Origin of the sequence: Dactylosporangium salmoneum (genome assembly GCF_039532525.1) — a bacterium.
Classification (GTDB): Bacteria; Actinomycetota; Actinomycetes; order Mycobacteriales; family Micromonosporaceae; genus Dactylosporangium; species Dactylosporangium salmoneum.
Map to the genome: position 1 here is coordinate 333,735 of NZ_BAAARV010000004.1, position 25,654 is coordinate 359,388.

25 protein-coding genes are annotated in these 25,654 nt (G+C 74.6%); 10 read left to right on the forward strand and 15 right to left on the reverse strand.

Going from position 1 to position 25,654, the window contains the following annotated elements; all coding sequences use genetic code 11:
• Nucleotides 1-7 precede the first annotated feature (7 nt).
• Genes ABD352_RS02485 through ABD352_RS02495 form a run of 3 tightly spaced genes read right to left on the reverse strand, consistent with a single transcriptional unit; the run spans nucleotide 8 to nucleotide 3,517 of the window.
• The gene (locus tag ABD352_RS02485) at nucleotides 8-862 is read right to left on the reverse strand and encodes a deoxyribonuclease IV (RefSeq protein ID WP_344610514.1); all 855 of its coding nucleotides are present in this window, start codon (nucleotides 860-862) and stop codon (nucleotides 8-10) included.
• Nucleotides 862-2,862, reverse strand: coding sequence for a Stk1 family PASTA domain-containing Ser/Thr kinase (locus ABD352_RS02490; protein ID WP_344610515.1), 2,001 nt, complete (start codon nucleotides 2,860-2,862; stop codon nucleotides 862-864). Before ABD352_RS02490 ends, ABD352_RS02485 begins: the two co-directional genes overlap by 1 nt.
• 34 nt (nucleotides 2,863-2,896) lie before the next feature.
• A complete protein-coding gene (locus ABD352_RS02495; RefSeq protein ID WP_344610516.1) occupies nucleotides 2,897-3,517 on the reverse strand; it encodes a hypothetical protein in 621 nt (206 codons plus the stop codon).
• A gap of 82 nt (nucleotides 3,518-3,599) precedes the next feature.
• Here ABD352_RS02495 and ABD352_RS02500 point away from each other — a divergent pair, with 82 nt between their 5' ends.
• From ABD352_RS02500 to ABD352_RS02510, 3 genes are read left to right on the forward strand one after another with little or no spacing between them, the layout of a single operon-like run.
• On the forward strand, nucleotides 3,600-3,908 hold the full coding sequence (locus ABD352_RS02500; RefSeq protein WP_344610571.1) for an Rv2175c family DNA-binding protein: 309 nt from the start codon (nucleotides 3,600-3,602) through the stop codon (nucleotides 3,906-3,908).
• Between the two features lie 4 nt (nucleotides 3,909-3,912).
• Entirely contained in the window at nucleotides 3,913-4,233 is a 321-nt protein-coding gene (locus tag ABD352_RS02505; RefSeq protein ID WP_344610517.1) for a lycopene cyclase domain-containing protein, read from the forward strand.
• Nucleotides 4,230-4,571, forward strand: a complete 342-nt coding sequence (locus ABD352_RS02510; RefSeq protein WP_344610518.1) for a lycopene cyclase domain-containing protein — start codon at nucleotides 4,230-4,232, stop codon at nucleotides 4,569-4,571. Before ABD352_RS02505 ends, ABD352_RS02510 begins: the two co-directional genes overlap by 4 nt.
• On the opposite strand, the gene ABD352_RS02515 is transcribed toward ABD352_RS02510, so the two are convergent.
• Together ABD352_RS02515 and ABD352_RS02520 are read right to left on the reverse strand one after the other, a co-directional pair.
• Nucleotides 4,507-5,571 (reverse strand): polyprenyl synthetase family protein, encoded by a 1,065-nt coding sequence (locus tag ABD352_RS02515; RefSeq protein ID WP_344610519.1) that lies wholly within the window; start codon nucleotides 5,569-5,571, stop codon nucleotides 4,507-4,509. The genes ABD352_RS02510 and ABD352_RS02515 overlap by 65 nt on opposite strands.
• 10 nt (nucleotides 5,572-5,581) lie before the next feature.
• Complete coding sequence (locus ABD352_RS02520) at nucleotides 5,582-7,585, reverse strand: NsdA family TPR-like regulatory protein (RefSeq protein ID WP_344610520.1); 2,004 nt, start codon at nucleotides 7,583-7,585, stop codon at nucleotides 5,582-5,584.
• A 145-nt stretch (nucleotides 7,586-7,730) separates the two neighbouring features.
• On the opposite strand from ABD352_RS02520, the gene metF reads away from it, so the two are divergent.
• Both metF and ABD352_RS02530 read left to right on the forward strand, forming a co-directional pair.
• The gene (gene metF / locus ABD352_RS02525) at nucleotides 7,731-8,648 is read left to right on the forward strand and encodes a methylenetetrahydrofolate reductase [NAD(P)H] (protein WP_344610521.1); all 918 of its coding nucleotides are present in this window, start codon (nucleotides 7,731-7,733) and stop codon (nucleotides 8,646-8,648) included.
• Complete coding sequence (locus tag ABD352_RS02530; protein ID WP_344610522.1) at nucleotides 8,635-9,297, forward strand: CDP-alcohol phosphatidyltransferase family protein; 663 nt, start codon at nucleotides 8,635-8,637, stop codon at nucleotides 9,295-9,297. The genes metF and ABD352_RS02530 overlap by 14 nt, the downstream gene beginning before the upstream one ends.
• 130 nt (nucleotides 9,298-9,427) lie before the next feature.
• Here the strand turns inward: ABD352_RS02530 and ABD352_RS02535 are convergent, their stop codons facing one another.
• Genes ABD352_RS02535 through ABD352_RS02560 form a run of 6 tightly spaced genes read right to left on the reverse strand, consistent with a single transcriptional unit; the run spans nucleotide 9,428 to nucleotide 14,333 of the window.
• Nucleotides 9,428-10,864 (reverse strand): phytoene desaturase family protein, encoded by a 1,437-nt coding sequence (locus tag ABD352_RS02535; RefSeq protein WP_344610523.1) that lies wholly within the window; start codon nucleotides 10,862-10,864, stop codon nucleotides 9,428-9,430.
• On the reverse strand, nucleotides 10,852-11,937 hold the full coding sequence (locus tag ABD352_RS02540) for a glycosyltransferase family 2 protein (RefSeq protein ID WP_344610524.1): 1,086 nt from the start codon (nucleotides 11,935-11,937) through the stop codon (nucleotides 10,852-10,854). The genes ABD352_RS02535 and ABD352_RS02540 overlap by 13 nt, the downstream gene beginning before the upstream one ends.
• Nucleotides 11,925-12,662 carry a carotenoid biosynthesis protein gene (locus tag ABD352_RS02545; protein ID WP_344610525.1) on the reverse strand — a complete coding sequence of 246 codons (738 nt, stop codon included), beginning with the start codon at nucleotides 12,660-12,662 and terminating at the stop codon, nucleotides 11,925-11,927. Before ABD352_RS02545 ends, ABD352_RS02540 begins: the two co-directional genes overlap by 13 nt.
• Nucleotides 12,659-13,195 carry a GNAT family N-acetyltransferase gene (locus ABD352_RS02550; RefSeq protein ID WP_344610526.1) on the reverse strand — a complete coding sequence of 179 codons (537 nt, stop codon included), beginning with the start codon at nucleotides 13,193-13,195 and terminating at the stop codon, nucleotides 12,659-12,661. The genes ABD352_RS02545 and ABD352_RS02550 overlap by 4 nt, the downstream gene beginning before the upstream one ends.
• Complete coding sequence (locus tag ABD352_RS02555; protein ID WP_425553442.1) at nucleotides 13,192-13,797, reverse strand: monooxygenase; 606 nt, start codon at nucleotides 13,795-13,797, stop codon at nucleotides 13,192-13,194. The genes ABD352_RS02550 and ABD352_RS02555 overlap by 4 nt, the downstream gene beginning before the upstream one ends.
• 47 nt (nucleotides 13,798-13,844) lie before the next feature.
• Nucleotides 13,845-14,333 carry a YbaK/EbsC family protein gene (locus ABD352_RS02560; protein ID WP_344610528.1) on the reverse strand — a complete coding sequence of 163 codons (489 nt, stop codon included), beginning with the start codon at nucleotides 14,331-14,333 and terminating at the stop codon, nucleotides 13,845-13,847.
• A 681-nt stretch (nucleotides 14,334-15,014) separates the two neighbouring features.
• On the opposite strand from ABD352_RS02560, the gene ABD352_RS02565 reads away from it, so the two are divergent.
• The 4 genes from ABD352_RS02565 to ABD352_RS02580 all read left to right on the forward strand — a co-directional run bounded on the left by ABD352_RS02565 (nucleotide 15,015) and on the right by ABD352_RS02580 (nucleotide 22,444).
• Complete coding sequence (locus ABD352_RS02565; RefSeq protein ID WP_425553443.1) at nucleotides 15,015-15,389, forward strand: SAV_6107 family HEPN domain-containing protein; 375 nt, start codon at nucleotides 15,015-15,017, stop codon at nucleotides 15,387-15,389.
• Between the two features lie 1,411 nt (nucleotides 15,390-16,800).
• The gene (locus ABD352_RS02570) at nucleotides 16,801-17,559 is read left to right on the forward strand and encodes a hypothetical protein (protein WP_425553444.1); all 759 of its coding nucleotides are present in this window, start codon (nucleotides 16,801-16,803) and stop codon (nucleotides 17,557-17,559) included.
• Nucleotides 17,556-19,088, forward strand: coding sequence for a DNA polymerase Y family protein (locus tag ABD352_RS02575; RefSeq protein WP_344610530.1), 1,533 nt, complete (start codon nucleotides 17,556-17,558; stop codon nucleotides 19,086-19,088). Before ABD352_RS02570 ends, ABD352_RS02575 begins: the two co-directional genes overlap by 4 nt.
• On the forward strand, nucleotides 19,088-22,444 hold the full coding sequence (locus ABD352_RS02580) for an error-prone DNA polymerase (RefSeq protein ID WP_344610531.1): 3,357 nt from the start codon (nucleotides 19,088-19,090) through the stop codon (nucleotides 22,442-22,444). The genes ABD352_RS02575 and ABD352_RS02580 overlap by 1 nt, the downstream gene beginning before the upstream one ends.
• Here ABD352_RS02580 and ABD352_RS02585 read toward each other — a convergent pair.
• The 3 genes from ABD352_RS02585 to ABD352_RS02595 are packed head-to-tail and all read right to left on the reverse strand — an operon-like array spanning nucleotide 22,441 to nucleotide 23,987.
• Complete coding sequence (locus ABD352_RS02585) at nucleotides 22,441-23,184, reverse strand: hypothetical protein (protein ID WP_344610532.1); 744 nt, start codon at nucleotides 23,182-23,184, stop codon at nucleotides 22,441-22,443. The two genes, ABD352_RS02580 and ABD352_RS02585, sit on opposite strands and share 4 nt — an antisense overlap.
• Before the next feature lie 19 nt (nucleotides 23,185-23,203).
• On the reverse strand, nucleotides 23,204-23,629 hold the full coding sequence (locus ABD352_RS02590; RefSeq protein WP_344610533.1) for a hypothetical protein: 426 nt from the start codon (nucleotides 23,627-23,629) through the stop codon (nucleotides 23,204-23,206).
• A complete protein-coding gene (locus tag ABD352_RS02595; RefSeq protein WP_344610534.1) occupies nucleotides 23,622-23,987 on the reverse strand; it encodes a hypothetical protein in 366 nt (121 codons plus the stop codon). The genes ABD352_RS02590 and ABD352_RS02595 overlap by 8 nt, the downstream gene beginning before the upstream one ends.
• 192 nt (nucleotides 23,988-24,179) lie before the next feature.
• On the opposite strand from ABD352_RS02595, the gene ABD352_RS02600 reads away from it, so the two are divergent.
• Nucleotides 24,180-24,617, forward strand: coding sequence for a hypothetical protein (locus ABD352_RS02600; protein ID WP_344610535.1), 438 nt, complete (start codon nucleotides 24,180-24,182; stop codon nucleotides 24,615-24,617).
• Between the two features lie 62 nt (nucleotides 24,618-24,679).
• On the opposite strand, the gene ABD352_RS02605 is transcribed toward ABD352_RS02600, so the two are convergent.
• Entirely contained in the window at nucleotides 24,680-25,654 is a 975-nt protein-coding gene (locus ABD352_RS02605) for an aldo/keto reductase (RefSeq protein ID WP_344610536.1), read from the reverse strand.

Genomic DNA, 25,654 nt, shown 5'->3' on the forward strand with positions numbered 1-25,654 from the left:
GCCCGACTTATCGCGTCAAACCCCGCAGCAGGGCGATGTCGGCGGCGTGGGTCTCGCTCGACGTCTCCACGATCAGGGGGAGGCCCTCGACCGCCGGGTGGGCCCGCAGCTCGGCGAAGGCCTGGGTGCCGATCGTTCCCTTGCCCAGCGACTCGTGCCTGTCCCGGGTCGAGCCGCATGCGTCCTTCGAGTCGTTGGCGTGGATCAGCCGCAGCCGGTCCGCCCCCGCCGCGGCCACCAGCGCGTCCAGCGTCGCGGTCATCCCGCCCGGGGTGGCCAGGTCGTGGCCCGCCGCCCACGCGTGGCAGGTGTCGAAGCAGACGCCGAGGTGCGGGTGGCGGTCCACGGCCGCCAGGTACTCCTCCAGGTGCTCGACCCGCGACGCGAGGGAGCGCCCGCCGCCCGCGCTCGGCTCAACCAGCAGCGGCGGCCAGCCCTCGCGGTCGGCGCGCTCCAGGAGGGGCAGGAGCACCCGCCGTACCGTCGCGAAGGCCTTCTCGGCGTGCTCGGCGTCCACCGCGGAGCCGGCGTGGAAGACGACGCCGCGGGCGCCGATGGCCCGGCCCCGGCGCAGCGCGTGCTCCAGGGTGGCGAGCGACCGCTCGACCGTCGCCTCGGTGGGGGAGCCCAGGTTGACCAGCAGGGCCGCGTGCACGTAGGCGGCCACCCCCTGGTCGGCGCAGCCCTTGAGGAAGGCGTCGTCCTGCTTCGGGTCGCCCTCGGTCAGCGCCCAGCCGCGGGGGTTGGAGACGTACACCTGCACCGCCGTCGCCGACGTCTGCTCGACGTAGCGCAGGGCCGCCTTGGCGAGGCCCCTGGCGGCGGGAGCGTGCCCGCCGACCGGGGTGAGAACGGGGTCCATCAGAAGTACGCGAGCAGCCGCACGTGCTGGCCCGGGGTCACCATCGTGCCGGGCTGGGGGTCCTGCTGGCGCACGGTGCCGAAGCCCTGCACGTCGACCGCCAGACCGAGCCCCTCGAGCTGCTGCCGGGCCTGGTCGAGGTTCTGGCCGCGGACCTCGGGCATCGTGACCTGGGCCGGGCCCTTGGAGATCTGCAGGTCCATGACCATGCCGTCGGCGACGCTGTTGCCGTCGCCGATGCTCTGCGAGACGACCTCGCCCTTGGGCTTGTCGCTCTCGACCTCCTCGACCTTGCCCAGCTGGATCTTCACCTTGTTGAGGTCCTGCTTGGCCTGGTCGAGCTGCCGGCCGACGAGCTGGGGCACCTTCACGGGGTTGGGGCCCTTGCTGACGTACACCGTGATGGTCTGCCCGGGGTTGACCTGGGTGCCGATCTTGGGGTCGGTCTCGACCACGTAGCCGGCCGGGATGGCGTCGTCGAACTTCTCCGCCCGGTTGGCGTTGATCTTCATCGCCTGCAGGTCCTGGACGGCCAGGTCCCACTCCTTGCCCGCGATGTCCGGCACCTTGTAGATCTCGGGGCCGAGCGAGAGGGTGAGCGTGATCGTGCCGCCGTCCAGGATGCGCCCGCCGGGCGGCGGGTCCTGGGTCTTCACCTGGTCCTTGGGCACGCTCGCGTCGAACTCCGCGGTGGCGAACTTGACCTTGAAGCCGGCCGTGGTGGCCAGGTGGACCGCCTGCTCCCGGTTCTGCCGGGTGAGGTCGGGCGTGTCGGTGTAGCGGCCGACGCCGAACCAGTAGCCGCCGATCGCGATCAGCAGGCCGACCGTCAGCATGGCGGCGATGACGCCCAGCCGGGTCCGCGGGTTGGCGTTGATCCGGTCGAGCATTCCCTGCAGGCCGCCGCCCGCGTCGTCGTCGTCCTGTGAGACCTCGGTGCGGTGCCGGCGGGCGACCGCGGACGGGGGAGCGGAGGAAGGGAGCCGGGCCCACGAGGGGCGGTGGCTGGCCTGGTACGTCTGCGGCACCGACTCGTACGTCTGCGGCACCGATGTCTGCGGCACCGACTCCACCCGCGGCACCATGACGGTCGGCGGGGTGACCGGCCGGCCCCGGGTGGCGGTCGCCGCGCCGATGTCGTCGCGGACGGCCTGCACCTCGGCGAGCATCGCGCCGGCGTCGGTCGGGCGGCCGCCCGGGTCGCGGCGGGTCGCCCGGGCCACGAGGTCGTCGACGGCCGGCGGCAGGCCCGGCACGTACCGCGACGGGAAGGGCACGTCGCGGTCCACGTGCTGCCAGGCCACCTCGACCGGCCGGTCGGCCTCGTAGGGCACGCGGCCCGTGAGCATCTCGAAGAGCACGATGCCGGAGGAGTACACGTCCGTGCGCGGGTCGGCGTGCCCGTCGGTGACCAGCTCCGGCGCCACGTAGGCGACGGTGGCCATGAGGTGCGAGCCCTCGTCGGCGCTGGCCTCCACGGCGCGGGCCAGGCCGAAGTCGGCCACCTTCACCACGCCGTCGATGAGGTTGTGCGACTCGCCGGGCGACTCCGCGACCAGCACGTTCTCCGGCTTGACGTCGCGGTGCACCAGCCCGGCCCGGTGCGCGGCGGCGATCGCGGCGAGCATCTGCTCCATGATCGCCAGCGCCTCCTGCGGCTGCAGGCGGCGCCGCTCGGCGAGCACCTCGCGCAGCGTCCGGCCGCGCACGTACTCCATCACCAGGTAGGGCAGGCCCTTGTGGGTGCCCTGGTCGTAGACGGCGACCACGTTGGGGTGGGTGAGCCGGGCGATCGTCTTGGCCTCGTCGGTGAACCGATCGACGAACTGCGGATCGCGCGACTGCGCCGGGTGAATGATCTTCAGGGCGACGGTGCGCTCGAGGCGCTCGTCGAGCGCCGTGTAGACCGTCGCCATGCCGCCCTTGGCGACACGCGAGCGAACGCGGTAGCGCCCGTCGAGAAGCGCACCGAGCAGTGGATCGGCGACCGTTGTGTCCATCGGCTGCGAGTGTACGGCTGGTAGGCCCGAAACCTCAGTGCCCTTCGCCATCGACACTGTTTCGTCCCCATTTCGAGGGCTTCGTCGGCGTCGGCGAGGGCGATGAGCTGGATGCGGAGGGTGACGGGCTGGCGCTCGTGCTCGGGGTCGGGCTGGCCGGCGGCGTCTGCGTGCTCTCGGGATCCGAGGTTTGCGTCACGGGTACGTCCCTCGGCGCCGGCACCTCCGGCAGCGCGATGACCCGGGGCGGCGACGACCGGCGCACCTGCGACCGGGGCTGGGTCGGCGCCGGCGCGGTCGGCCGGATCGCCGACGGCCCGGTCGCCGTGCCCTCGGCGGTGACAGGCGTGGGGGCCGCGGCCAGCGGCGTCTCGGAGGGCTCGGCCCGCAGCGCCGTCAGGCTGCCGGCGACCGCCAGGTACGTGCCGGCCGCGCCCCCGGCGACCAGCAGGGCGACCCCGGTGCCGGCGGCGAACCGGCTGCGGTACTGGTTGGGCATCACGTGCTGGCCGCGGTGCCGGCGGGGCGCGTACTCGGCCGTCTCCGCCGTCCGCAGCCGCAGCGCCTGGCGCCGCGTCGCGTACTGGGACATGTCGTAGCACGCGGAACGCCAGGCGCCGGCGACCTCTCGGTGAACCTTGAGCCAGAGCCCCACTGCCCGTTCCTCCCTGCTACACGGTGAGCATTACTGTTCAGGTGTGACCGAAACATCTGCCGGCCCGGCCGAGTGGCTGACCATGCCCGACGTCGCGGAGCGCCTCGGCATCCCTGTCAACCGGGTGCACCAGCTGGTCCGGGACCGCTCGCTGATCGCCGTCCGGGAGAGTGGCGTGCTGCGCGTCCCCGCGGACTTCATCACCGAGTCGGGCGTGGTCAAGCACCTTCCGGGCGTGCTGACGTTGTTGTACGACGCTGGGTTCAACGAGGCTGAGGCCCTCCGGTGGCTCTACACGCCGGACGAGTCCCTGCCCGGCACCCCGGCGGAGGCCCTGCGCGGCAACCGCGCCACCGAGGTCAAGCGGCGCGCCCAGGCCCTGGGCTTCTGACCGGATGCGCTGGACCTACCTGCTGGTGCTGGCCGGCTGCCTGGTCGGCGCCCTATGGCTGGAGCCGCTGCTCAAGGTCGGCGTGTTGCGCCAGGTTCGCCGCCTGGCGCTGACCGTCCTGCCGGTCGCCGCTGTCTTCGTGGCCTGGGACCTGCTGGCCATCCACGCCGGCCACTGGCACTTCGACCGGCGCCAGATCACCGGCGTGTTCCTCCCGGGCGGGCTCCCGCTGGAGGAACTGCTGTTCTTCGTGGTCGTGCCGGTCTGCGCCATCCTCGGCTTCGAGGCCACCCGCCTGACCCTGCGCCGCTGGTCGCGCCGATGACCTACACCGCCGCGGCCTGCGCCGGGGTGCTCCTCGCGGCGGTACTGGACATCTCGCTGCTGCGCACGCGCCTGCTCTTCGGCCGGGTCTTCTGGTGCTCGTACCCGATCGTGTTCTTCTTCCAGCTGCTGTCCAACGGCATCCTGACCGGCCGCGGCGTGGTCCTCTACAACCCGGCCGACATCCTGGGCCCGCGTCTGGTCCACGCCCCGATCGAGGACCTGGCGTTCGGCTTCGCCCTGGTCCTGACCACGCTGTCGGTCTGGACCCGGCTCAGACCACCCGCTGGGTCGCCGCCTGGGCCAGGCCGGTCAGGACCTCCCGAGCCTCGTCCGTGACGTCCGCCGCGCCGAGCGCCTCGAGCGCGGCCGCGGTGAGCTGAGCGATCCGCTCCTCGGTCCGCCGCAGCGCACCGCTCTCCACGATCGTCTTGCGCAGCAGGGCCACGCCGTGCTCATCCAGCCGCGGGTCCCCGAGGTGCTCGTCGAACACCGCCACCCCGGCCCCTTCGATGGCGGCCGCGATGAGGTACGTCCGCTTGCCCTCCCGCAGGTCGTCCCCGGCCGGCTTCCCGGTCACGGTGGGGTCCCCGAACACCCCGAGCACGTCGTCGCGCAGCTGGAACGCCTCCCCGAGCGGCAGTCCGAACGCCGAGTACGCCTTCGCCACCTCGCTGCCGGCCCCCGCCAGCGCCGCGCCGAACACCAGCGGCTGCTCGATCGTGTACTTGGCCGACTTGAACCGGGCCACCAGGCTCGCCCGCGCGGTCGACGTGTCCCCGGTGGCCTGCGTCTGCACGTCCAGGTACTGCCCGATGGTCACCTCGGTGCGCATCTCGTCGAACACCGGCCGCGCCCGCCCGAGCGTGACGGGGTCCACCCCGCTGGCGTGCAGCATCTCGTCGGACCAGACCAGGCACAGGTCGCCGAGCAGGATCGCCGCCGAGGTCCCGAACCAGTCTGGGTCGCCCCGCCAGCCGCCCGCCCGGTGCGTCCCGGCGAAGCGCCGGTGCACGGCCGGCTCCCCGCGCCGCGTCTCCGACCCGTCCATCACGTCGTCGTGGATGAGTGCGCTGGCCTGCACCAGCTCGAGCGCCGCCACCGCCGCCACGACCTCGTCGGAGTCGGCCCCGCCCGCCCCGCGATACCCCCAGTACGCGAAGGCCGGCCGCAGCCGCTTGCCACCCCCGAGCACCAGCGCCTCGATGGCGTCCGCAACGGGCGCCAGCGCGACCGGCTCGATCCCGGCGAGCCGCTCCCGCCGCCGCTGCAGGAAGCCGTCAAGCGCCGACCGGACCCTCTCGCGAAGGCCGGCCCGATCGAGGTAGGGGTGCGTCACGGCAGAGACGCTAACGCGAAACCTCGCCCACTGCCGCGCCGGTGTCCCCCGCCCGGCCACCCAGCCGGGCCACCATCTCCCACAAATCGGAAAAATCGCGATAGGCTGCCGCTTTTCCGAGCTCCGGCCGCAGCCGCTCCACCTCCCGCAGCACCCGCGCCGACCCGCTGAGCGCACCGGCCTCCACCGCCGAGGCCGCCGCCGAACAGGCCTCCCCGACCTCGCCACCGGCCACGAGGGCCCGCGCCCGCCCCGCGAGGACCAGCCCGGCGCCCCGCAACCGCACCCGGCAGCCGCCCGCCCCGCACCCGGCGCTCCGCCTCCCGCCGCCCGCGCCCCGCCCCACCGCGACCGCCGTGCCGGCCCCGCCCTCCCATGCCCTGGCGTCCGCTCCTGCCCTGGCATCCGCTCCCGGCCCGCCGTCCGTTCCTGGCCTGCCGTCCGTTCCTGGCCTGGCGTCCGTTCCTGGCCTGGCGTCCGCTCCCGGCCTGGCGTCCGCTCCTGGCCTGGCGTCCGCTCCTGGCCTGGCGTCCGCTCCCGGTCTGGCGTCCGCTCCTGGCCTGGCGTCCGCTCCCGGTCTGGCGTCTACCCCCGGCCCGCCGTCCGCGCTCCGCCCCGTCGCGATCGCCCCGCCAGGCCCGCCGTCTCGTGCCCTGGTGTCCGCGCCGGGCCCGCCGTCCGCACCCCGCCCCGCCGCGACCGCCCCGCCCTCTGCGGTCTTCGAGGACGATCCCGGCGCCCCGGTCAACGCGGCGCTCAGCAGCGGCAGGGCGAGCCGGTGCCGCCCCAGCCGCGCCTGGCACAGCCCGGCCAGCCCGGCGAGGTGCGCGTCGTCCAGCCAGTACAGCCAGGCCGGATCGTGCTCCTCGGTGCGCAGCCGATGCGCCCGCTCCGCCGCCGCCAGTGCCGAGTCGCAGTGGCTCCGCTCGCCGCACGCCGCCGCGGCCGCCGCCTCCCGCAGCCACAACACCGCCAGCGTCCCCGCGTCCGCCGGCGCCGCCACCCGCCGCGCGGCCCGGGCCAGCCGCAGCGCCGCGGCCCCGCTGCCCTCCTCGGCCTGCAGCTGCGCGAGGCAGCCGAGCAGGTGCCCGGCCAGGGCCCGATGCCCACCGTCGCGGGCCGCCCGAAGCCCCCGCCGCATCAGCGCCGCGACCGCCTCCCCGCCGACCGGCGCCCCGGCGTCCACCCCCGTCCACACCGCGAGCTGCGCCAGCTGCGCGACGACGCCGAGCCCCGCCGCCCCCGGCCGCGCCCGGCTCCGGCGTACGGCCACACCGAGCTCGTCCCGCACCCGCCGGGCGAGCTCGGCGCCCGAGATCAGGTCGTCCATCCTCCGCAGCTCGTCGATCCGCGGCTGTGCGTCCACGTCGGTCTGCCCCCGGGATCGCCCCGCCGGCCCCAGCCGGACGCGCGCCCCGTTGCCGATCGCCACCGTCCCGCCCCCGTCTCCCGCCGTAGTCGTCCGCGCGGGCTCCGCGCTTCGCAGCTCGTCGATCCGTGGCTGTGCGTCCGCGTCGGTCTGCCCCCGGGATCGCGCCGCGGGCCCCAGCCGGACGCGCGCCCCGTTGCCGATCGCCACCGTCCCGCCCTCGTCTCCTGCCGTAGTCGTCCGCGCGAGCTCCGCGCTTCGCAGCCCGTCGGCCCACGGCTGCCCCCGGGATCGCCCCGCCGGCCCCAGCCGGACGCGCGCCCCGTCGTCCTCCTCGGGCCCGTCGTGATCCATAGCGCCGTCGGCCGGGGTGCGCAGTCGGCGGGACCGGGCGGCGGCGTGCTCGAGGTCGGCGGGCGGCACCTGCAGTACCAACGCGAGCCAGGCCAGCCACGGCGGACCCGGAATGCGGTCGCCGCGCTCCCACCGCGACACCTCGTGCCGTGTGATCGTCGGCACGCCGGCGGCGGCGCACAGCATCTCGGCCAGGCGCAGCTGCGAGCGGCCCCGCGCCAGCCGCAGGCGGGTCAGCAGGGCGCCGAACGACTCGGCGGCGGACGTGCGCCCGCCAGATTGGCCAGGCATTGCTCACCTCCCGCGACCAGCGACCCCACCCGAACGATGTCCACCCCGTTGTACCCCGGGGGTACGACAGAATTCCCGGTCCGGCGCCACCCCCCGGCGCTAGCTGGGGTGCGTACCTGCGGGGGTTGGGCACTACGCTCGGGGCGTGGCTCTCGGACTTCCCTCTGTCATGGCCGGCGGACCCGCCTCGATCGGTGATCTGATCGCGGACCACGGGCCCACGTTCTCGTTCGAGTTCTCGCCGCCGAAGACGGCCGAGGGGGAGCGGCAGCTGTGGCAGGCGATCCGGGAGCTCGAGTCGCTGCAGCCCTCGTTCGTCTCGATCACGTACGGCGCGGGCGGCTCCACCCGGGACACCACCGTGGCGGTCACCGAGCGGGTCGCGACCGAGACCACGCTGCTGCCGATGGCCCACCTGACCGCCGTCAACCACTCGATCGCCGAGCTGCGCAACGTGATCGGGCAGCTCGCCGGGGCCGGGATCCGCAACTTCCTGCTCGTGCGGGGCGACCCGCCGGGCGACCCGACGGCGGAGTGGGTCCGCCACCCCGAGGGCGTGCTCTACGCCGAGGATCTGGTCCGGCTGGTCCACGAGGCCGGGGACTTCAGCATCGGCGTGGCCGCGTTCCCGTACAAGCACCCGCGCTCGCCCGACGTGGAGTCCGACACGGCCAACTTCGTGCGCAAGTGCCGGGCCGGTGCCGACTTCGCCATCACGCAGATGTTCTTCGACGTCGACGACTACCTGCGGCTGCGCGACCGGGTCGCCGCGGCCGGGTGTGACACGCCGATCGTGGCGGGGATCATGCCGGTCACCGCCATCGGTACCATCGCCCGGTCGCAGCAGCTGTCCGGCGCCCCGTTCCCGCCGGCGCTGGCCGCGCGGTTCGAGCGGATCGCCGACGACCCGCAGGCGGTGCGCCGCCTGGGCATCGACCACGCCACCGAGATGGGCCAGCGCCTGCTCGACGAGGGCGTCCCCGGCATCCACTTCATCACCTTCAACCGGTCCACCGCGACCCGCGAGGTGTGGCAGCAGCTCGGCGTCGGTGCGCGGACCTGACCCGCTCGGCTGGGACGAGTACTGCGCGCGCTGGTCCCTCACCCACGGCGGCTACGACCCGCGCCGCGCCTCGCCCCTGGTCCGCGGCTGGCTTCGCCTCGGCCACCGGCTGGGCACGGCGCTGGTCCGCGTGGGCGTGCGCAGCCCCGACGCGGCGACGCTCGCCGGCCTGTTGCTCTCCGCCGCGGTACCGCTGACCGCCCCCGCATTCCCCGCCGGCCCCCTGGTGGCGGCGTTGCTGGTGCTCCTCTCCGCCGTCGCCGACACCGTCGACGGCGTGCTGGCGGTGATCGCCGACCGCGCCACCCGCATGGGCCAGGTGTACGACGCCGCAGCCGACCGCCTGAGCGAGGCCGCCTGGCTGCTGGCCTTCACGCTGCTCGGCGCGCCGGTGTGGCTGACCGTCGCCGCGGGCGCCGCGATGTGGCTGCACGAGTACGTCCGGGCCCGCGCCACGGCGGCCGGCATGCGCGACATCGGCACGATCACGGTCGCCGAGCGGCCGACCCGCGTCCTGGTCACCGTCTTCGGCCTCCTGGCGACCCTGGCCGACCCGCGCGCCGCCACCGTCGCGGCCGCGATAGCCCTGGGCCTGTCCCTGGTCGGTCTGGCTCAGCTCGTGTTCGCCGTGCGCAAGGCCCTTCGCTAAATACGTGCCTATACCCCGGCGCGACGTAAATCGTGAAATGTCCGATAAGTCGTGGCGCGCCAGCGCCCGACTTATCGCCCTAAAAGCTGCTCGGCCAGCCCCAAAGGCGCTCGGCCAGCCCCAAAGGCGCTCAGCCAGCCCCGATGAGGTCCGCCACGATCTTCGCGGACAGCATCACGAGGGGCAGGCCGCCGCCCGGGTGCACCGACCCGCCGACGAGGAACAGCCCGCGCACCGGCGCGCGGTTGGGCGGCCGCAGCAGCCCGTGACCGGCCGTACCGTAGATGGCCCCACCGGGGGAGAGGGTCGCCGCCTCCAGGTCGGCCGGCGTGCGCACCTCGCGGAAGAGCAGCCGCTCCCGCACGTCGAAGCCGCGCGCCGCGAGCACCTCCAGCACCCGGTCGGCGTGGCCGGGCGCGACCGACGGCCAGTCGACCGGGCCCTGCGGGGCGGCATTGACGAGCACGAACCAGGCCTCGTACCCCTCCGGCCGCACCAGCGGATCATCGGCCACGGTCACGAAGACGGTGGGGTCGGCGACCGGCGAGGGCGCGGTACCGAAGATGGCGTCGAACTCGGCGTCGTAGTCGCGCGGGAAGAGGACCGTGTGGTGCGCGAGCCCCGGCGTGCGCCCCCGCACACCGAGGAGCAGCACGAATCCGCCCAGGCTGCGCGCGTGCAGCCGGCGGGCCCGCCGAGGGGCCGGGAGCAGGTCGCGGTACACCTGCAGCGCATCGGCGTTGGCCACCACCACGTCGGCGGGCACCACGGTGCCGCCGTCGAGCACCACGCCGGCCGCGCGGGAGCCCTCGACGGCGATCGAGCGCACGGCGGTGCCGGTGCGCACGTCCACGCCCAGCGAGACGCAGCGCTCCAGCAGCGCGTCGGCCAGGGTGCCCAGGCCCCCGCGCAGGTACCAGCCGCCGAAGGCCAGCTCGGCGTAGGGGATGGCCAGCAGGGCGGCGGGGGCGCGGCGGGGGTCGGCGCCGGTGTACGTCGCGTAGCGGTCCAGCAGCACGCGCAGCCGCGGGTCGCGCAGGTGCGTGCGCCCGAGGCCGCGCAGCGTGCGCCCGGGCGCGATGGCGGCGAGGTCGCCGAGGCGCCAGGCCAGCCCCGCCACGCGCACCGGGTCCACCGGGCTGGTCAGCACGTGCCGCCAGGACGCCTCCCAGACCCGCCCGGCCCGCCGCCACAGCCGCCGCCAGTCCGCGGCCGCGTCCGCGCCCAGGGTCTCGGCGATGCGCTCGGCGAACCGTTCGCCGGGGGCCGAGTCGAGGACGGTGCCGTCGGGGAAGCGGTGCCGGACGATCGGATCGAGCGGCACCAGGTCCAGTCCGCCCCCGCCGGTGGTGGCGAAGAGCTCGGCGGCCACCTGCGGCAGCGTGAAGAGGCTCGGCCCGGTGTCGAACCTGAAGGTCCCGGCCCCGGTCGCCCGCTCGTAGCGCCCGAGCTTCCCGCCGACCACCTCCGCCTGCTCGAACACCGTCACGCGGTGCCCGGCCGCGGCCAGCCGCGCGGCCGCCGAGAGCCCCCCGACGCCCGCCCCGACGACGATCACCGCAGCCACGTCGGGCGCCCCTTCCACGTGGTGCCGGCCCGCCGCCGGTAGGAGCGGGCGACCAGCCAGGCGAAGAGCAGTACCGATGCGGGATGCGCGAGCGCGTCGGGGAACGCCCGGCCGCCGGACGCGCGGGCGCTGACCAACCGGCCGGCCACGCCGAGCGCGTAGGCGGCCAGCCCCGCCCACTGTCCGAAGAGGATGGTCGCGGGGAGGACGACGTACAGCGCGAGCAGCAGCGCGAGCACCGCCACCGCGCCGGCCGGCGAGCCGAACGAGGCCCACAGCGACTTGCTGTAGCCGTCGGCCAGCTCGCGCCAGGAGGTGTACATCCGGCAGCGGGCCAGCGCCGCGCCGTCCGCCAGCGCGATCCGCCCGCCGGCCCGCTTCACCGCCCGGGCCAGCTCGATGTCCTCGAGCACCTTGTCCCGCACGGCCGCGTGGCCACCGGCGCGCTCGTAGGCCTCGCGCCGTACGACCAGGAACTGACCACCGGCGGCGGCCAGCGACGGGCGGGGCGAGCGCTCCATCGCCCGCAGCGGCAGGAACGTGAGCCACGACCACTGCAGCAGCGGCTGGACGAGCCGCTCGCCGGGACTGCCGGCCTCGATGCGCGGATACGGGCTCAGCAGATCCACCCCGGTCGTCCTCAGCAGCGCGACCGCGCGCGCCACCGCGTCCGGGGCGAGCACCACGTCGGCGTCGAGGAACACGAGCACCTCGGCGTCCCCGGCCGCGTCGGCGAGCTGCTGGCACGCGTGCGGCTTGCCGAGCCACCCCTGCGGCAGCGCCCGCCCGCTCAGCAGCGTCGCGCGCCCCCCGGCCACGCGCCGGACGACATCCGCGGTGCCATCGGTCGATCCGTCGTCGAGCACCAGCAGGCGTACGGCGGGAGGCAGCGCCAGCAGCGCCCGCAGGCACGGCTCGATCCGCCCGGCCTCGTCGCGCAGCGGCAGCAGCACGGCGACCTCCCCGGGCCCGGGCGCGGGCGCGGCGGCCGGCGGGCGGCGCAGCAGGCGGGCGTTGACCAGCGTGTGCACCAGCAGCGCGGCCAGCGCCGCGCACCCGATCAGGAGCGCCACAGCCGCACCGCCAGTGGGACCGCGACCAGCCCCATGCCCACGGCCCCCCAGGCGGCCGAGGCCGGCAGCCCCAGGAAGATCCCGTGGGCCACGATGCTGGAGGCGAAGGTCCACAGGTACATCGCGTACATCGGGGCGTCGACGCCCGGTCGCGCGGGGTCGTCCCCGAGGGCCAGGCGCAGCAGGGCCATCAGCGCGACGGCGACCCCCAGCCAGCCCAGGTAGTTGGTGAGCGGGATGCCCGCCACGCCCGGGAGCGCCGGCGACGTCGTGCGCCACAGCCAGTACCGCTGCGACACCATCTGCGGATCGAGGAACAGGTCCCACGCGGCGAGCCCGGCCCCGGCCACGACGACGCGCGCGACCGGGCGGGCGGTCAGCCGCGCCGCCGCCACCCACGCCGGCCAGGCCATCCACGTCCAGGCCAGCGGGATGACCAGCGGCACGCCGAGCAGCCGCGGGCCGAGCGCGCCGGTGTAGTCGTAGGCGCCGAACGGGTAGCCGGTGCTCCGCCCGACGGCCTCGACGGCGAGGCCGCCGCCGGCCGTGACCAGCACCAGCAGCGCGGCCGCGCGCGGGCCCCTCGAGGCGGAGGCGTGGCCCACGGACAGCAGGAAGCCGATGACGACGGTGACGACGACGAGCGCCGCGCGGGCGCGTCCCCCGGTGAGTGGATAGCCGATCTCGGCGAGCACCAGGGCGCCGAGGCCGATCCACGGTCTCACAGGGGAAGTTGCCGGCCGAGCACGGCGAATGGGCGGTCGTCGCCCGGGAAGTTGAAGTGGCGCAGGACGTCGACGAAGCCGAACCGGCGGTACAGCCGCCAGGCCCTGGACGTGGCCTCGGGCGCCTCGGGCGTGGACAGCAGCACGGTGCGGTGCGGCGCGTTGGTGAGCAGGTCGTGCAGCTGGCGCGCGCCGATGCCGTTGCCCTGGGCGTGCGGGCGGACGTGCAGCTCGACCAGCTCGAAGCAGTCGGCGAGCCAGTACTTGCGCGCGTCCCGCTTCAGGGCGTTGCGCACCTGGTCGTGCCACCACTGGCCGGAGGAGCCGCGGTAGCCGTACCCGAAGCCGAGCAGGTTGTTCTCCTCGTCGAGCGTGGCGACCGCCTGGAACGACTCGCGGCGGGTGTGCCCTGCGACGTAACCGCGGCGGGTCTGCAGCAGCTGCACGGAGTACCCCATGGCCTCGCCGTAGACGGCGATGACGTCGTCGAGGCGGTCGATCAGGTCCTCGCCGCGCCACCGCATCAGCCTCACTGGCCGTCCCTCCACCCGATCACCTCTCGGTCGCCGTCGATGTCGAGCACGTGGAACCGGGCGAACAGCTCCTCGGCGTACCAGCCCTGCCGCGGGGTGCGCGCCACGACCGCGGCGTGCTGCGGCCGACGGTACGCGAATCGCACGACGTCCGCCGCGCAGCGCCAGACGCTGACCGTGCCCTGAAATCCTACGGGGGCCTCCCCGATGCCGAAGGCGCAGTACAGCCCCTCGGCGTTGCGCAGGTCGCGCGCAACGGGATCGATGGCCCGCCAGAACGCCACCGCACGCCCGGCCCGCAGCCGGGCCCGCGTGATCACGGCCACGGGTTGGTCGCCCGTGCTCTGCGGATCCGTGGGCGTGAAGGGCGACGATCCCGACCAGGTCCCGCGGCTCGCGATCGGCTCCAGGGTCAGCGTGCAGCTGCTCACCGCCCCCCGCATCGGCGGGCGCACCGCCGGCTCGCCCACGACGATCGCCGCCCACCGGGTCAGGTCGGCCGCGCCCACCCCGAACTCGCGCCCTTTCCCGGTGCCGAGCAGCTTGGCGAAGTCGGCACTTTTGCGGATCTTTCGCCGATCGACGGCCATGGACCAGAACATCGCGGGCACCGCGCGCACCGGCACCCGCCAGACGTGGAGGCGCGCGATCACGCCACTTCGGCAGGGGTACCGCTGGTGATGCGCACCAGTTCGGCGTACGTGATCGGGAAGACCGCCTGCGGAATCCCGCCCGCCGCCCAGACCTCGTCGAACTGCCCGAGCTCGACGTCGACAAGCGTCCGCACCGGCTTGGGGTGCGCCAGCGGCGAGACCCCGCCGATGACCTGCCCGGTGTGCAGCCGCACGAAGTCGGCCTCGGCCCGCTTGACCTTGCCCAGCCCGAGCAGCGCCGCGACCTTCCCGGTGTCCACCCGGTGCGCCCCGGAGGTGAGCACGAGCAGCGGCTCCCCGTCGGCGTTGAAGATCAGTGAGTTGGCGATCTGCCCGACCTCGATACCGATCGCCGCCGCCGCGGCGGCCGCGGTGTGCACCGGCTCGGTGAGCACCGTGACCTGGCAGGGCTCGCCGGCCGCATTGCGCGCACCGGCGGCGTCGAGCGCGTCCTGAATCGCCTGGACGTTGGGATGGGGCTGCATGGCCTCCATCTTGCCGGGCACCGGTTCCTCGCGAGCGGCCGGGTTTTGTCATACCCCCTCGCTAGGGTGCGGGCTGTGACGACGAGCGGGCTGAGGGTTGCGGAGGGGGCGGTCATGGTCCCGGGAGCAGAGATGATCACCCGAACATCTGTTCGAAATTTCTCCCCCAACCATTGCCACCCCCGGCCCATCCCAGTGTAGTCTTAACCCATCGAACGGATGTTCGAACTGCTTCGGGGAAAGCGATTCGCGGCGCCCACCCCGAGCGCGGTCCGCGACACCGCGGAGGCCGGATTTTCGCGGGTCTGGCCTCAGGCGGGGCCGCCGCTCGCCGTCCACGACCCCCGGGCGGCGGGCGGCGACCCAGCCGGCCGGGTGTGGTGTGGGGAAGCTCCACGCCCGGCCGGCGCGCCGTCGCCCATCGCGGACCCGGCACCCGTTCGCCCGCGTGCCGCTGCGACTCCCCCCGCAGCCGGCACGACAAGCGCCCCAGGGCGCGCACCACAGGCACCGACCTGCCACCGCACCACCCGAGGGAGAGAGCACATGCCGACGAACCGTTCGACCACCTCGTCCAACGTCAGTCGCTTCCCGGCCTCCACATCGGCCGGCGCGCCGTCCCGGCAGCTCCCGGTCCCCGCGCACGCCCTCCCGCACCGCACCCCGCGCGAGCTGCTGACCATGGCCCGCCACGGCCTGGAGGAGGCCGCCGAGATCCGCGCCGACGGCATGCGCTACGCCACCGCCCACCTGGCCGCCCTGCGCGCCGCCGCCGCGGTCCTGGCCGCCCGCGCCGTTCCCGCCGCCCCCGGCCGCCGCAGCCGCGTGACCAGCGTCTGGTCGCTCCTGGTCCTGGTCGCCCCCGAGCTGACCGAGTGGGCCTCCTTCTTCGCCGCCGGCGCCAGCAAGCGCTCCGCCGCCGAGGCCGGCATCCCCCGCGTGGTGAGCGCCCGCGAGGCCGACGACCTGATGCGCGCTGCCGAGCAGTTCATCGCCGTGGTCGAGGTCGCCCTGGGCTACTCCTACCAGCCACGGCTCGAGGGCCTGGCCAGCTGACCCGCCCCCGCCCACCAGCCTTCGGTCCGCACCCGGTGCCCACCCACGTGCCCACGCTCCCCGGCCGCGCCTGCCGGTCCGCCGCGCCCGGCGCCCCCGCGCGCCCCGCCGTCCCCACCTCGACGCCCGCCTTCCACGCCCTGGTGCTCGCCTCCCGCGTGGTCCCCAGCCTGCGCCTCGTACCCGCGTACCTCGGCGGCGCCTCCGTGCGTCCCACCGTCCCCGCCTCGGCGCCCGCCTCCCACGCGGCTTCTGGCCTACGCCTCGTGCCCGCGCACCTCGGCGGCGCCCCCATGTGCCCCGCCGTTCCCGCTGGCCCGGTGCGCCTGGCTCTCCCTGTGCCGGCGTCGGCCTTCACTCCGGCGGCCCACCTCGCCTTGGCGTCGACCCTCCGCGCGGCCTCCCTGCGGGTCGTCCACCTCACCCGGGCGTCAGTCCTCCAGGTGGGCTTCCCGCCGGTTGCCCACCTTGCCCCGACGTCGGCGCCCTGGGCTGGCCCGTCGATCCGCGCGGACTCCGCCTTGCCGCGCCCCGCTCGCCGTGTGCCGCCGCCGGCGTTCCGTGTCAGCGCTCGGCCGTCCTGCCGGCGTCCCGCTCGCCGTGTGCCGGTGCCGGCATTCCGCGTCGAGCCGTCGTCGGCGTTCCGCGTCGAGCCGGTGCCGGCGTTCCGCGTCGAGCCGTCGTCGGCGTTCCGCGTCGGGGCTCGGTCGTCCTGCCGGCGCCTTGCCGTGATGGGCGTCCGCCGTGCGGGTTTCCCGCCGGGTGCCCGGCTTGTCCCGGCCTCGGCGGTCTGGGCTGGTCGGCCGTCTCGTGGGCGGTCCGCTTCGTCGGCCTTCCTCTGCTCTGCTGCGGGGCGTCCTGGTCGTGCCCATCGCGCCTCGAACTTCGTGGCGTGCCTTGCCCCTCGGGGCCTGACGCCTTTCCCTCCTCGGCCCGCCTCGGTATCGGCCGCCGGTCACTTCCCCCTTCCGGTTGCCCTGCCGTTGCGTGCCCGGGGTGGTCCGGTGGCGGTGGTCCGTGGCGCCCTGTTGTCGCGCGCCGGGGGTGAGGGGCCGCCCCACCGTCCCTGAGGGCGGTGAAGAGGGAGTAGCGCGCAGGAGTATTTGGGCGATTTGCCCATATTTATCGGTATTTATCGCTCGGAGGTTCGTGCCGGGCGAGCGAGTGGCAGGACAGTGGGGGAGCAAGGGCCGTGGCTGGCATGTCGGCTTCGGTGGCCGCCGAGTTCTACGACGAGGCGTACGACGAGGCGCGTCCCGAGGACGACGACTGGGCATCGGTCGCCGTCGTCGGCGGGCGCTCAACGCCCCGCCGGCTCGAGCGGGTGGCCGCCGATCCGGACGGGCGCGGCATCGAGGATGCCGGGCCGAGTCCGGTCGGCGGTTCGAGCCGGAAGGCCCCGGTCGAGCGGCTGCGGGGCGCGGCCCGGCGGGCGGCCGGGCTGCAGGTGGTGCGGGCGGCCGGGCTGGGCGACGCGGTGCGCACGGCCGGGGAGCACGCCGCCGGCGAAGTGGGCGTCACCCGGACGCTGCCGGTGCTCTCGGGGCTGCGGGCCCTGCTGCCGGGCGGCGGGCTGCGGCGAGGGGCGACGATCGCCGTGCACACCTCCTCGGTCCTGCTCGCGCTGCTCGCCGCCGCCTCGCGGGCCGGGTCGTGGTGTGCGGTCGTGGGGTTGCCGGGGCTCAGCCCGATCGCCGCGGCCGAGATGGGGATCGCGCTGGAGCGGCTGGCGCTGGTGCCGCATCCGGGGACCGAGTGGACCACCATCGTGGCCGCGCTGCTCGACGGGGTGGACATCGTCGTGGCGGCGCCGCCCGGGCCGGTGGCGCCGGTGGTGGCCGGGCGGCTGGCGGCCCGGGCCCGGCAGCGGGGGAGCGTGCTCATGCCCGCGGGGGCGTGGACGGGGGCCGACCTGACCGTCGCGCCGGTGCGCGGGGTCTGGGGTGGTCTCGGCGCCGGGCGGGGGCGGCTGCGGGGACGGGAGATGACCATCCAGGCCCGCGGGCGGGGGGCGGCCTCGGCGCCGCGCGAGGTGACCCTGTGGCTGCCGGCGGTGGAGGGCGTACTCCCGCCGGTGAGCCGGGGCAGCAAGGCCGGCGAGCGAGGAGCCGGCGGGCGAGAGGTTGGCGGGCGAGAGGCCGGCGGGGACACGTTGCGCAGGGTGGGGTGAGGACGGTGCGGACGATCGTGGTGTGGTGCCCCGACTGGCCGGTGATCGCGGCCGAGATCGTGGATGGGTACCCGGCGCACGAGGCGGTGGCGGTCATGCACGCCAACCGGGTGCTCGTCGCGTCCCCGGCGGCGCGCGAGGAGGGAGTACGGCGGGGGCTGCGCAAGCGCGAGGCGCAGGGGCGGTGCCCGCACCTCATCGTGCTCGAGCACGATCCGGGGCGGGACATGCGGGCGTTCGAGCCGGTCCTCGCGGCGGTCGAGCACATCGCGGCCGGGGTGGAGACGCTGCGGCCCGGTGCCTGTGCGCTCGGGGCGCGCGGGCCGGCGCGGTACCACGGCGGGGAGGCCGCGGCGGCCGAGCGGATCGTCGAGCACATCGCGCAGCAGTGCGACGTCGAGGCACAGATCGGTGTCGCCGACGGGACGTTCGCGGCGGGGCTCGCGGCGCGGGCCGGGGTCATCGTGCCGGACGGGGAGACCGCGCAGTTCCTGGAGGGGCTGAGCATCGGGGCGCTCGGGCGGCCGTCGCTGGTCGACCTGCTGCGCCGCCTCGGCATCCACACGCTCGGGGAGTTCGCGGCGCTGCCGGGGGCCGACGTGCTCGAGCGGTTCGGGTTCGACGCGGCGCTCGCGCACCGGCTCGCCGGGGGTCGCGACGAGCGGCCGCTCGCGCCGCGCCGGCCGCCGGCCGACCTCGACGTGAGCGAGACGTTCGACGAGCCGGTCGACCGGGTCGACGCGGCGGCGTTCGCGGCCCGGGCGCTCGCCGAGCGGCTGCACGAGCGGCTCGGGGCGCACGGGCTGGCCTGCACCCGGCTGGGCATCGAGGCGGTCACCGAGACGGGGGAGGAGCTGGTCCGCACCTGGCGCCACGACGGCCTGCTGAGCGTGAACGCCATCGCCGACCGCCTGCGCTGGCAGCTCGACGGCTGGCTGCGCGGGTCCCGCAGCCGGGCGGCGGGGATCATCCGGCTGCGGCTGGTGCCGGAGGGGGTGATCGAGCACCTCGGGCTGCAGCCGGGGCTCTGGGGGGAGGCCGGCGACGAGCGCGACCGCGCGCACCGGGCGTTCTCCCGGGTCCAGGGCCTGCTCGGCCCCGACGCGGTGCTCACCGCCGTGCTCGATGGCGGGCGGGCCGACCGCAGCCGCATCCGGCTCGTGGCCTGGGGCGACGAGCGGGTCGCCCAAGGGGGCGAGGCGCCCTGGCCCGGCCGGGTGCCCGGGCCGAGCCCCGCCACCGTGTACGCCGAACCGCTGCCGGCCGAGGTGGTCGACGTCGACGGGCAGCCCGTGCGCGTCGGCGGGCGGCTCGAGCTCAGCGGGGTACCGGCGATGGTTCGTATCGGGGAGGAAGAGCGCTTCGTCGGGATCGTCGGGTGGGCCGGCCCCTGGCCCGTGGACGAGCGCTGGTGGGCGGAGGGCGAGTCGTGGCGGGTGGCCCGGTTCCAGCTGCAGCTGGCCGACGACCGGGCCTTCTCCGCGGTACTGCGCAACGGTGCCTGGTTCATGGAAGCGCTGTACGACTGATGGGCTTCAGCAACCCCGACATCCCGTGGTCGGAGCTGGAACGGCGGCTCTCCGGGCGCAAGCCGGACGGCAAGAGCTGGGAGCCGCCCGGGTCCGACTACCACCCCGACGTGCTCGCGGCCGACCACGGCGACGGCGGCGACTCGCCGGCCTGGTCCCGCAAGCGCGCCGAGTACCAGGCGCCGGCGCTCGTGCGGCCCGACGACCCGGTGCCCTACGCCGAGCTGCACTGCCATAGCAACTTCAGCTTCCTCGACGGGGCCAGCCACCCCGAGGAGCTGGTCGAGACGGCGGCCCGGCTCGGGCTGCCGGCCGTGGCGATCACCGACCACGACGGGTTCTACGGCGTGGTGCGCTTCGCCGAGGCGGCGCGGGCGCTGGAGGTGCGCACCGTCTTCGGGGCGGAGCTGTCCCTCGGGCTGCCCGGCCCGCAGAACGGCGAGCCGGACCCGGTCGGGCGGCACCTGCTGCTGCTCGCCCGCGGCCCCGAGGGCTACGCCCGGCTGTCCCGCGTCATCAGCGAGGCGCACCTGCGGGGCGAGGAGAAGGGCCGCCCGGTGTACCACCTGGAGTCCGCCGCCGCCGACCTGCGCGACCACGTCGTGGCGCTCACCGGCTGCCGCAAGGGGCACGTGCCCGCCGCGCTGCTGCGGGACGGCCCCGACGCGGCCGCCGCGGAGCTGGACCGGCTGGTGGCGCTGTTCGGTCCCGGGTCGGTTGCCGTCGAGCTGACCTCGCACGGCGACCCGCTCGACGACGAGCGCAACGACGCGCTGGCCGACCTGGCGGACCGGTTCGGCCTTCCGGTCGTGGCCACGAACAACGTCCACTACGCGGGCCCCGGGCGGCGCCGGCTGGCCACCGCGCTCGCCGCCGTGCGGGCCCGCCGCAGCCTCGACGAGATCGACGGATGGCTCCCCGCGGCCGGCACCGCGCACCTGCGCAGCGGCGCCGAGATGGCCGCCCGGTTCGCCGCGTTTCCCGATGCGGTACCGCATGCCGCCGCCCTCGGCGAGGAACTGTCCTTCGACCTGCAGCTGGTCGCGCCGAATCTGCCGGCGTACCCCGTTCCCGTCGCGGGCGTGTCGGAGATGCAGTGGCTGCGCCACCTCACGGCGCAGGGCGCGGCGGAGCGGTACCCCGGCAGCCAGAAGGCCCATGAGCAGCTCGAACACGAGCTGGCGCTGATCGAGGAGCTGGATTTCCCGGGGTACTTCCTGGTCGTGCACGACATCGTGACGTTCTGCCGCGAGAACGGCATCTACTGCCAGGGCCGCGGCTCGGCGGCGAACTCGGCCGTGTGCTACGCCCTGAAGATCACCAACGTCGACGCGGTGCGCTGGGGCCTGCTCTTCGAGCGCTTCCTGTCCCCGGAGCGCGACGGACCGCCCGACATCGACATCGACATCGAGTCGGACCGCCGCGAGGAGGTCATCCAGCACGTGTACGGCAAGTACGGCCGCACGTTCACCGCCCAGGTGGCCAACGTCATCTCGTACCGCCCGAAGTCCGCGATCCGCGACATGGCCAAGGCGTTCGGCCACTCCCCGGGCCAGCAGGACGCGTGGAGCAAGCAGGTCGAGCGCTGGGGCTCGGTCGCGACCGCCGAGCTCGAGGAGATCCCGTCCCAGGTCGTGGACTTCGCCAACGAGCTGCTCACGTTCCCGCGGCACCTGGGCATCCACTCCGGCGGCATGGTCATCTGCGACCGCCCGGTGATCGAGGTCTGCCCCGTCGAGCACGCCCGCATGGAGCACCGCACCGTCCTGCAGTGGGACAAGGACGACTGCGCCTCCGTCGGCCTGGTCAAGTTCGATCTCCTGGGCCTGGGCATGCTCTCGGCCCTGCGGTACGCGTTCGAGATGATCGACTCCGAGCTGGACATCGCCCACATGCCCCTGGACGACCCCGAGGTCTACGACATGCTCTGCCGGGCCGACTCGGTGGGCGTGTTCCAGGTGGAGAGCCGCGCCCAGATGGCCACCCTGCCGCGCCTCAAGCCCCGCACGTTCTACGACCTCGTCGTCGAGGTCGCCCTGATCCGCCCGGGCCCGATCCAGGGCGGCTCGGTCCACCCGTACATCCGGCGCAAGAACGGCCTGGAGAAGATCTCCTACCCGCACCCGCTCCTGGAGCCGTCCCTGGAGAAGACGCTGGGCGTGCCGCTGTTCCAGGAGCAGCTCATGCAGATGGCCATCGACGTGGCCGGCTTCACCCCGGCCGAGTCCGACGAGCTGCGCCGGGCCATGGGCTCGAAGCGCTCGATGGAGCGCATGACCGCGATCCGCACCCGCCTCTTCGCCGGCATGGCCCGCAACGGCATCACCGGCCCGCTGGCCGAGGAGCTCTTCGAGAAGCTGGCCGCGTTCGCCAACTACGGCTTCCCGGAGAGCCACGCGATGAGCTTCGCCTACCTGGTGTACGCGAGCGCGTGGCTGAAGCGCTACCACCCGGCCGCCTTCTGCGCCGCCCTGCTCAACGCCCAGCCGATGGGCTTCTACTCCCCGCAGAGTCTGGTCGACGACGCCCGCCGCCACGGCGTGACGGTCCTGCGCCCCGACGTCAACCTCAGCGCCGCCATGGCCATCCTGGAACCGCCCGCGCACCCGCCGGACGGGACCGGCGGGCAGCCGCGCGACTGGGGCCGCGGCGGCCCGATCGTGCGGCTGGGCCTGAAGGCGGTGCGCTCGCTGGGCGAGAAGGTGGCCGAGCGGATCGAGGCCGAGCGCCTGGCCGGCGGTCCGTACGCCTCGATGGCCGACCTCGCCCGCCGCGCCGCCCTCACCACGGCCCACCTCGAGGCGCTGGCGACCGCCGACGCATTCGCCGGCCTCGGGCTGACCCGCCGCGAGGCGCTGTGGGCGGCCGGCGCGGCGGCCAAGGAGAGCGAGGGCCGGCTGCCCGGCACCGCCGGCGGGACCACGGCGCCGATGCTGCCCGGCATGGACGCCGTCGAGCGCATGGTCGCCGACGTCTGGGCGACCGGCCTGGCCCCGGACGCGCACCCGGCGCAGTTCGCCCGGCCGTACCTCGACACGATCGGCGCGTTCGCGGTCGAGGCGCTGCACGGGGTCGAGGCCGGCCGGCGGGTGTCGGTCGGCGGGATCGTCACGCACCGGCAGCGCCCGGCGACCGCGGCCGGGGTGACGTTCATCAACCTCGAGGACGAGACCGGCATGCTCAACGTGACCTGCACGCCGGGGCTCTGGCAGCGGTACCGCAAGGTCGCCCGCACGGCCAACGCCATGGTCGTGCGGGGGATCCTCGAGCGGGTGGAGGGGGTGCTCAACCTGCGGGCCGACCACCTCGCGACGCTGGCCCTGCCGATCCGATCCCCGTCCCGCGACTTCCGCTAGCTCGACCGCACGCCCCAGTCGGCGGCGAACTTGTGCGGGTCCGACGGGTCGACCTTGACGGGGATGACCCCGCCCGGCCGCATGGCGTCGACCCGCTCCAACGGGACCGCGAGCACCGCCGGGGCGGCGACCGGCGGGTGGGCCGGGACCTGGATGAGGAGCTGGACGGAGTACACCGGGCGGGCCTGTTCGTCGAGGCTGCCGGCGAACTCGGCCGACAGCACCCGGGCGGTCCCGGGGACGCCGGCGGCGAGCGCCCAGGGCTCGGGCGGGAGAGCCTGCCGGATCTCGGGGGCGGAGGCCGTGTGGACGAACTCCCAGTCGATCAGGATCTGCCGGCGATCGAGGGGGTCGACGCGGACCGACAGCGGACGGCCGTTGCTCAGCAGGCCCAGCGCGATGAACGGCACGTAGTCCTTCACCGTCGTGTCGTAGGTGCCGTGGCCGGGGGCGGTGACGCGCAGGTCCAGGGCGACCTGCGGCTGGTCGTTGACCGACACGCCGGTCTGGCGGGCGGACAGGACCTGGGCCGTGCCGACGACGGCCCGCTGGCGCAGGGCGCGGGCCCGGGCGGCGCGCATCGCGAACCGCATGCCCAGCCAGAACAGCAGCGCGGAGGACAGCATCAGCGCGCCGCCCACGTAGGCGAACGTGACGTCGGTGCCGAGGAGGGCGAGGAGGCCGGCGCCCACGGCCAGTTCCAGGGCGGCGACCGCGAACATCACGCGGGATGAGGTCATACCGCGAATGTTCGGTGCATCAATCCCTGGGCGCAGTCGCGGAGGCGACGGGGGCGCGTCGGGAGGTTCGCCAAAGCCAGAAGAGCCCGACGAACGGCAGCACCAGCGGGACGTAGCCGTAGCCCTGGCCGAAGCCGGACCAGACCGTGGCGTCCGGGAACGCCTCCTTGTCGACGAGGCTGGCGGTGCCCACGGCGAGCACGCCGACCAGCTCGAAGACGACCGCGGCGACGGCGATGCGGCGGGAGGCCGCGCTGGAGCGGGCCAGGGCGACGGTCGCGACGATGTAGACGAAGGCGGCGAGGGCCGAGAGCGTGAACGCCAGGGGAGCCTCGCGGAACTTCGTGGCGATCTGCACGCTCGCGCGGGCGCCGGCGGACAGGGCGAAGACGCCGTAGATGGCCACGAGCACGCGGCCTGGGCCCTTGTTGGTTGGTTCAGCCATTCCAGATCTGTCCGAGTCGCAGGATGAGCACGGGCACGATCACCGCGGCCGCGCCGATGAGCAGGGAGCCCCACCGGGTCGGCTCCATGCGGGCCAGCACCGCGCCGGCCGGGGGGAGCAGGGCGGCGGTGAGCATGTACCCGACGAGCGTGACCTGCTCGTCGCCGGTCTGCGGGCCCTGGCCGCCGGCCATGCGCACGATGAGGACGACGACCTGGACGAGCACCAGCAGCTCGACCGCGCCGAGGCCGGCGAAGAGCGGCCGGGTCGGCTCGCGGTGCCGGAAGAACTCGGCGAACGCCCACACGGCGAGCGCCAGCGACAGCACGTGGATGGCGACTGCCAGCGGCCCGATCACGGCGGACAGCGTATCCGGCGGCGCCGGCGCCCTTTCCGTGGCCCGACACGAACACACAAAAGCCCGACAGCCAAGCCGCCGTGAGCATGGTGCACTTCTGTCGGTAACCCGCCACTGGCACGTTTCCGGGATCGCACCGCGCTGCGGTGGCCGTACCGTTCCAACCAACGCAAGGACGACCTAGGGGAACAGATGAGCGACGACTTCGGCGCCGGCGACAGCGGCTACGACGGCGGCCACGACAGCGTGGACTACGGCCACTTCGACGCCGGTCAGCAGCACGACGCGATGGACCAGCTGCACCAGGCCCACGGTTCGGAGGCCGACTACAACAACCAGCAGGCCGTCTACGAGAACGACCACCACGCCGACACGTCGACCGGCTACGAGCACGGCACCCACGTTGCGTTCGACCAGGGCCCGTCCGTGCACTACGAGGCCGACGACCAGACCAGCTACAGCCACGACGGCTCGGTCGACGACCACGTGTTCGGCGCCGAGGGCAGCGAGAACGCCCACTCGGCCCAGTTCGGCGAGCTCGACGCGCTGCAGCAGCGCTTCGACACCGCCTTCGCCGACGGCACCGAGTTCCACAGTGGCGAGGCCGGCCTGGGCGTCGCCTCCAGCTGAACACCGCCAGAAGGGCCCGGCCGTCGTGTTGGCCGGGCCCTTTTCGCATCCGGTACGAAGGCTCAGTGGCCGAGCACCGGATGCGGCACGTACGACGCCTCCAGCTCCGCGATCTGCCGCTCGTCCAGCGACAGGCCGGTGGCCGCGATGGCGTCCTCCAGGTGCGACAGCTTCGTGGCCCCCACGATCGGCGCCGTTACGACGGGCCGCGACAGCAGCCAGGCCAGCGCCGTCTGCGCGGGTGAGACCCCGAGCGCGGCCGCCACCGAGGCGTTCGCGTCCACGACCGCGAAGTCGTCGTCGGTGTACATGTCGCCGAACGCGTCGCTGTTGGCCCGGGTCGTGCGCCGCTCCCCGCCGCGTCCCCGGTTGCCGGCCAGCACCCCGCGCGCCAGCGGGCTCCAGGGGATGACGCCGACGCCCTGGTCCGCGCAGAGCGGGAGCATTTCGCGCTCCTCCTCGCGGTACACCAGGTTGTAGTGGTCCTGCATCGACGCGAACACGGTCCAGCCGTTGGCGCGGGCCGTGTACTGCGCCTTGGAGAACTGCCAGGCGTACATGCTCGACGCCCCGATGTAGCGCGCCTTGCCCGCCCGGACGACGTCGTGCAGCGCCTCCATCGTCTCCTCGATCGGCGTCAGCGGATCCCAGCGGTGGATCTGGTACAGGTCGACGTGGTCGGTGCCGAGCCGCCGCAACGAGTTGTCGATGCCGGCCAGGATGTGCTTGCGGGACAGGCCGCCGTCGTTCGCGCTGTCGCTCATCCGCCCGTGCACCTTGGTGGCCAGCACGTAGTCCTCGCGCCGCGGGAAGTACTTCGCCAGGAGCCGGCCCGTCACCCGCTCGCTCTCGCCGAGGGAGTACACGTCGGCGGTGTCGAAGAATGTGATGCCCGCCTCGACCGCGCGCCGCACGAACGGGTCCGCCGCCTCCTCGTCGAGCACCCAGTCGCGCCAGGTGGGGGAGCCGTAGCTCATCATGCCGAGACAGATTTCGGAGACCTGAAGGCCGGTCCGGCCGAGTCGCACCTGCTGCAT

Excerpts from the sequence above, each read along its gene's own strand:
- ABD352_RS02490 (WP_344610515.1), bottom strand. The coding sequence starts at position 2,862 with ATGGACACAACGGTCGCCGATCCACTGCTCGGTGCGCTTCTCGACGGG.
- ABD352_RS02500 (WP_344610571.1), top strand. The coding sequence starts at position 3,600 with ATGCCCGACGTCGCGGAGCGCCTCGGCATCCCTGTCAACCGGGTGCAC.
- ABD352_RS02580 (WP_344610531.1), top strand. The coding sequence starts at position 19,088 with ATGGGCTTCAGCAACCCCGACATCCCGTGGTCGGAGCTGGAACGGCGG.
- ABD352_RS02505 (WP_344610517.1), top strand. The coding sequence starts at position 3,913 with ATGCGCTGGACCTACCTGCTGGTGCTGGCCGGCTGCCTGGTCGGCGCC.
- ABD352_RS02485 (WP_344610514.1), bottom strand. The coding sequence starts at position 862 with ATGGACCCCGTTCTCACCCCGGTCGGCGGGCACGCTCCCGCCGCCAGG.
- ABD352_RS02605 (WP_344610536.1), bottom strand. The coding sequence starts at position 25,654 with ATGCAGCAGGTGCGACTCGGCCGGACCGGCCTTCAGGTCTCCGAAATC.
- ABD352_RS02520 (WP_344610520.1), bottom strand. The coding sequence starts at position 7,585 with ATGCCTGGCCAATCTGGCGGGCGCACGTCCGCCGCCGAGTCGTTCGGC.
- ABD352_RS02600 (WP_344610535.1), top strand. The coding sequence starts at position 24,180 with ATGAGCGACGACTTCGGCGCCGGCGACAGCGGCTACGACGGCGGCCAC.
- ABD352_RS02565 (WP_425553443.1), top strand. The coding sequence starts at position 15,015 with ATGGCCCGCCACGGCCTGGAGGAGGCCGCCGAGATCCGCGCCGACGGC.
- ABD352_RS02590 (WP_344610533.1), bottom strand. The coding sequence starts at position 23,629 with ATGGCTGAACCAACCAACAAGGGCCCAGGCCGCGTGCTCGTGGCCATC.
- ABD352_RS02510 (WP_344610518.1), top strand. The coding sequence starts at position 4,230 with ATGACCTACACCGCCGCGGCCTGCGCCGGGGTGCTCCTCGCGGCGGTA.
- ABD352_RS02555 (WP_425553442.1), bottom strand. The coding sequence starts at position 13,797 with ATGTTCTGGTCCATGGCCGTCGATCGGCGAAAGATCCGCAAAAGTGCC.
- ABD352_RS02585 (WP_344610532.1), bottom strand. The coding sequence starts at position 23,184 with ATGACCTCATCCCGCGTGATGTTCGCGGTCGCCGCCCTGGAACTGGCC.
- ABD352_RS02560 (WP_344610528.1), bottom strand. The coding sequence starts at position 14,333 with ATGCAGCCCCATCCCAACGTCCAGGCGATTCAGGACGCGCTCGACGCC.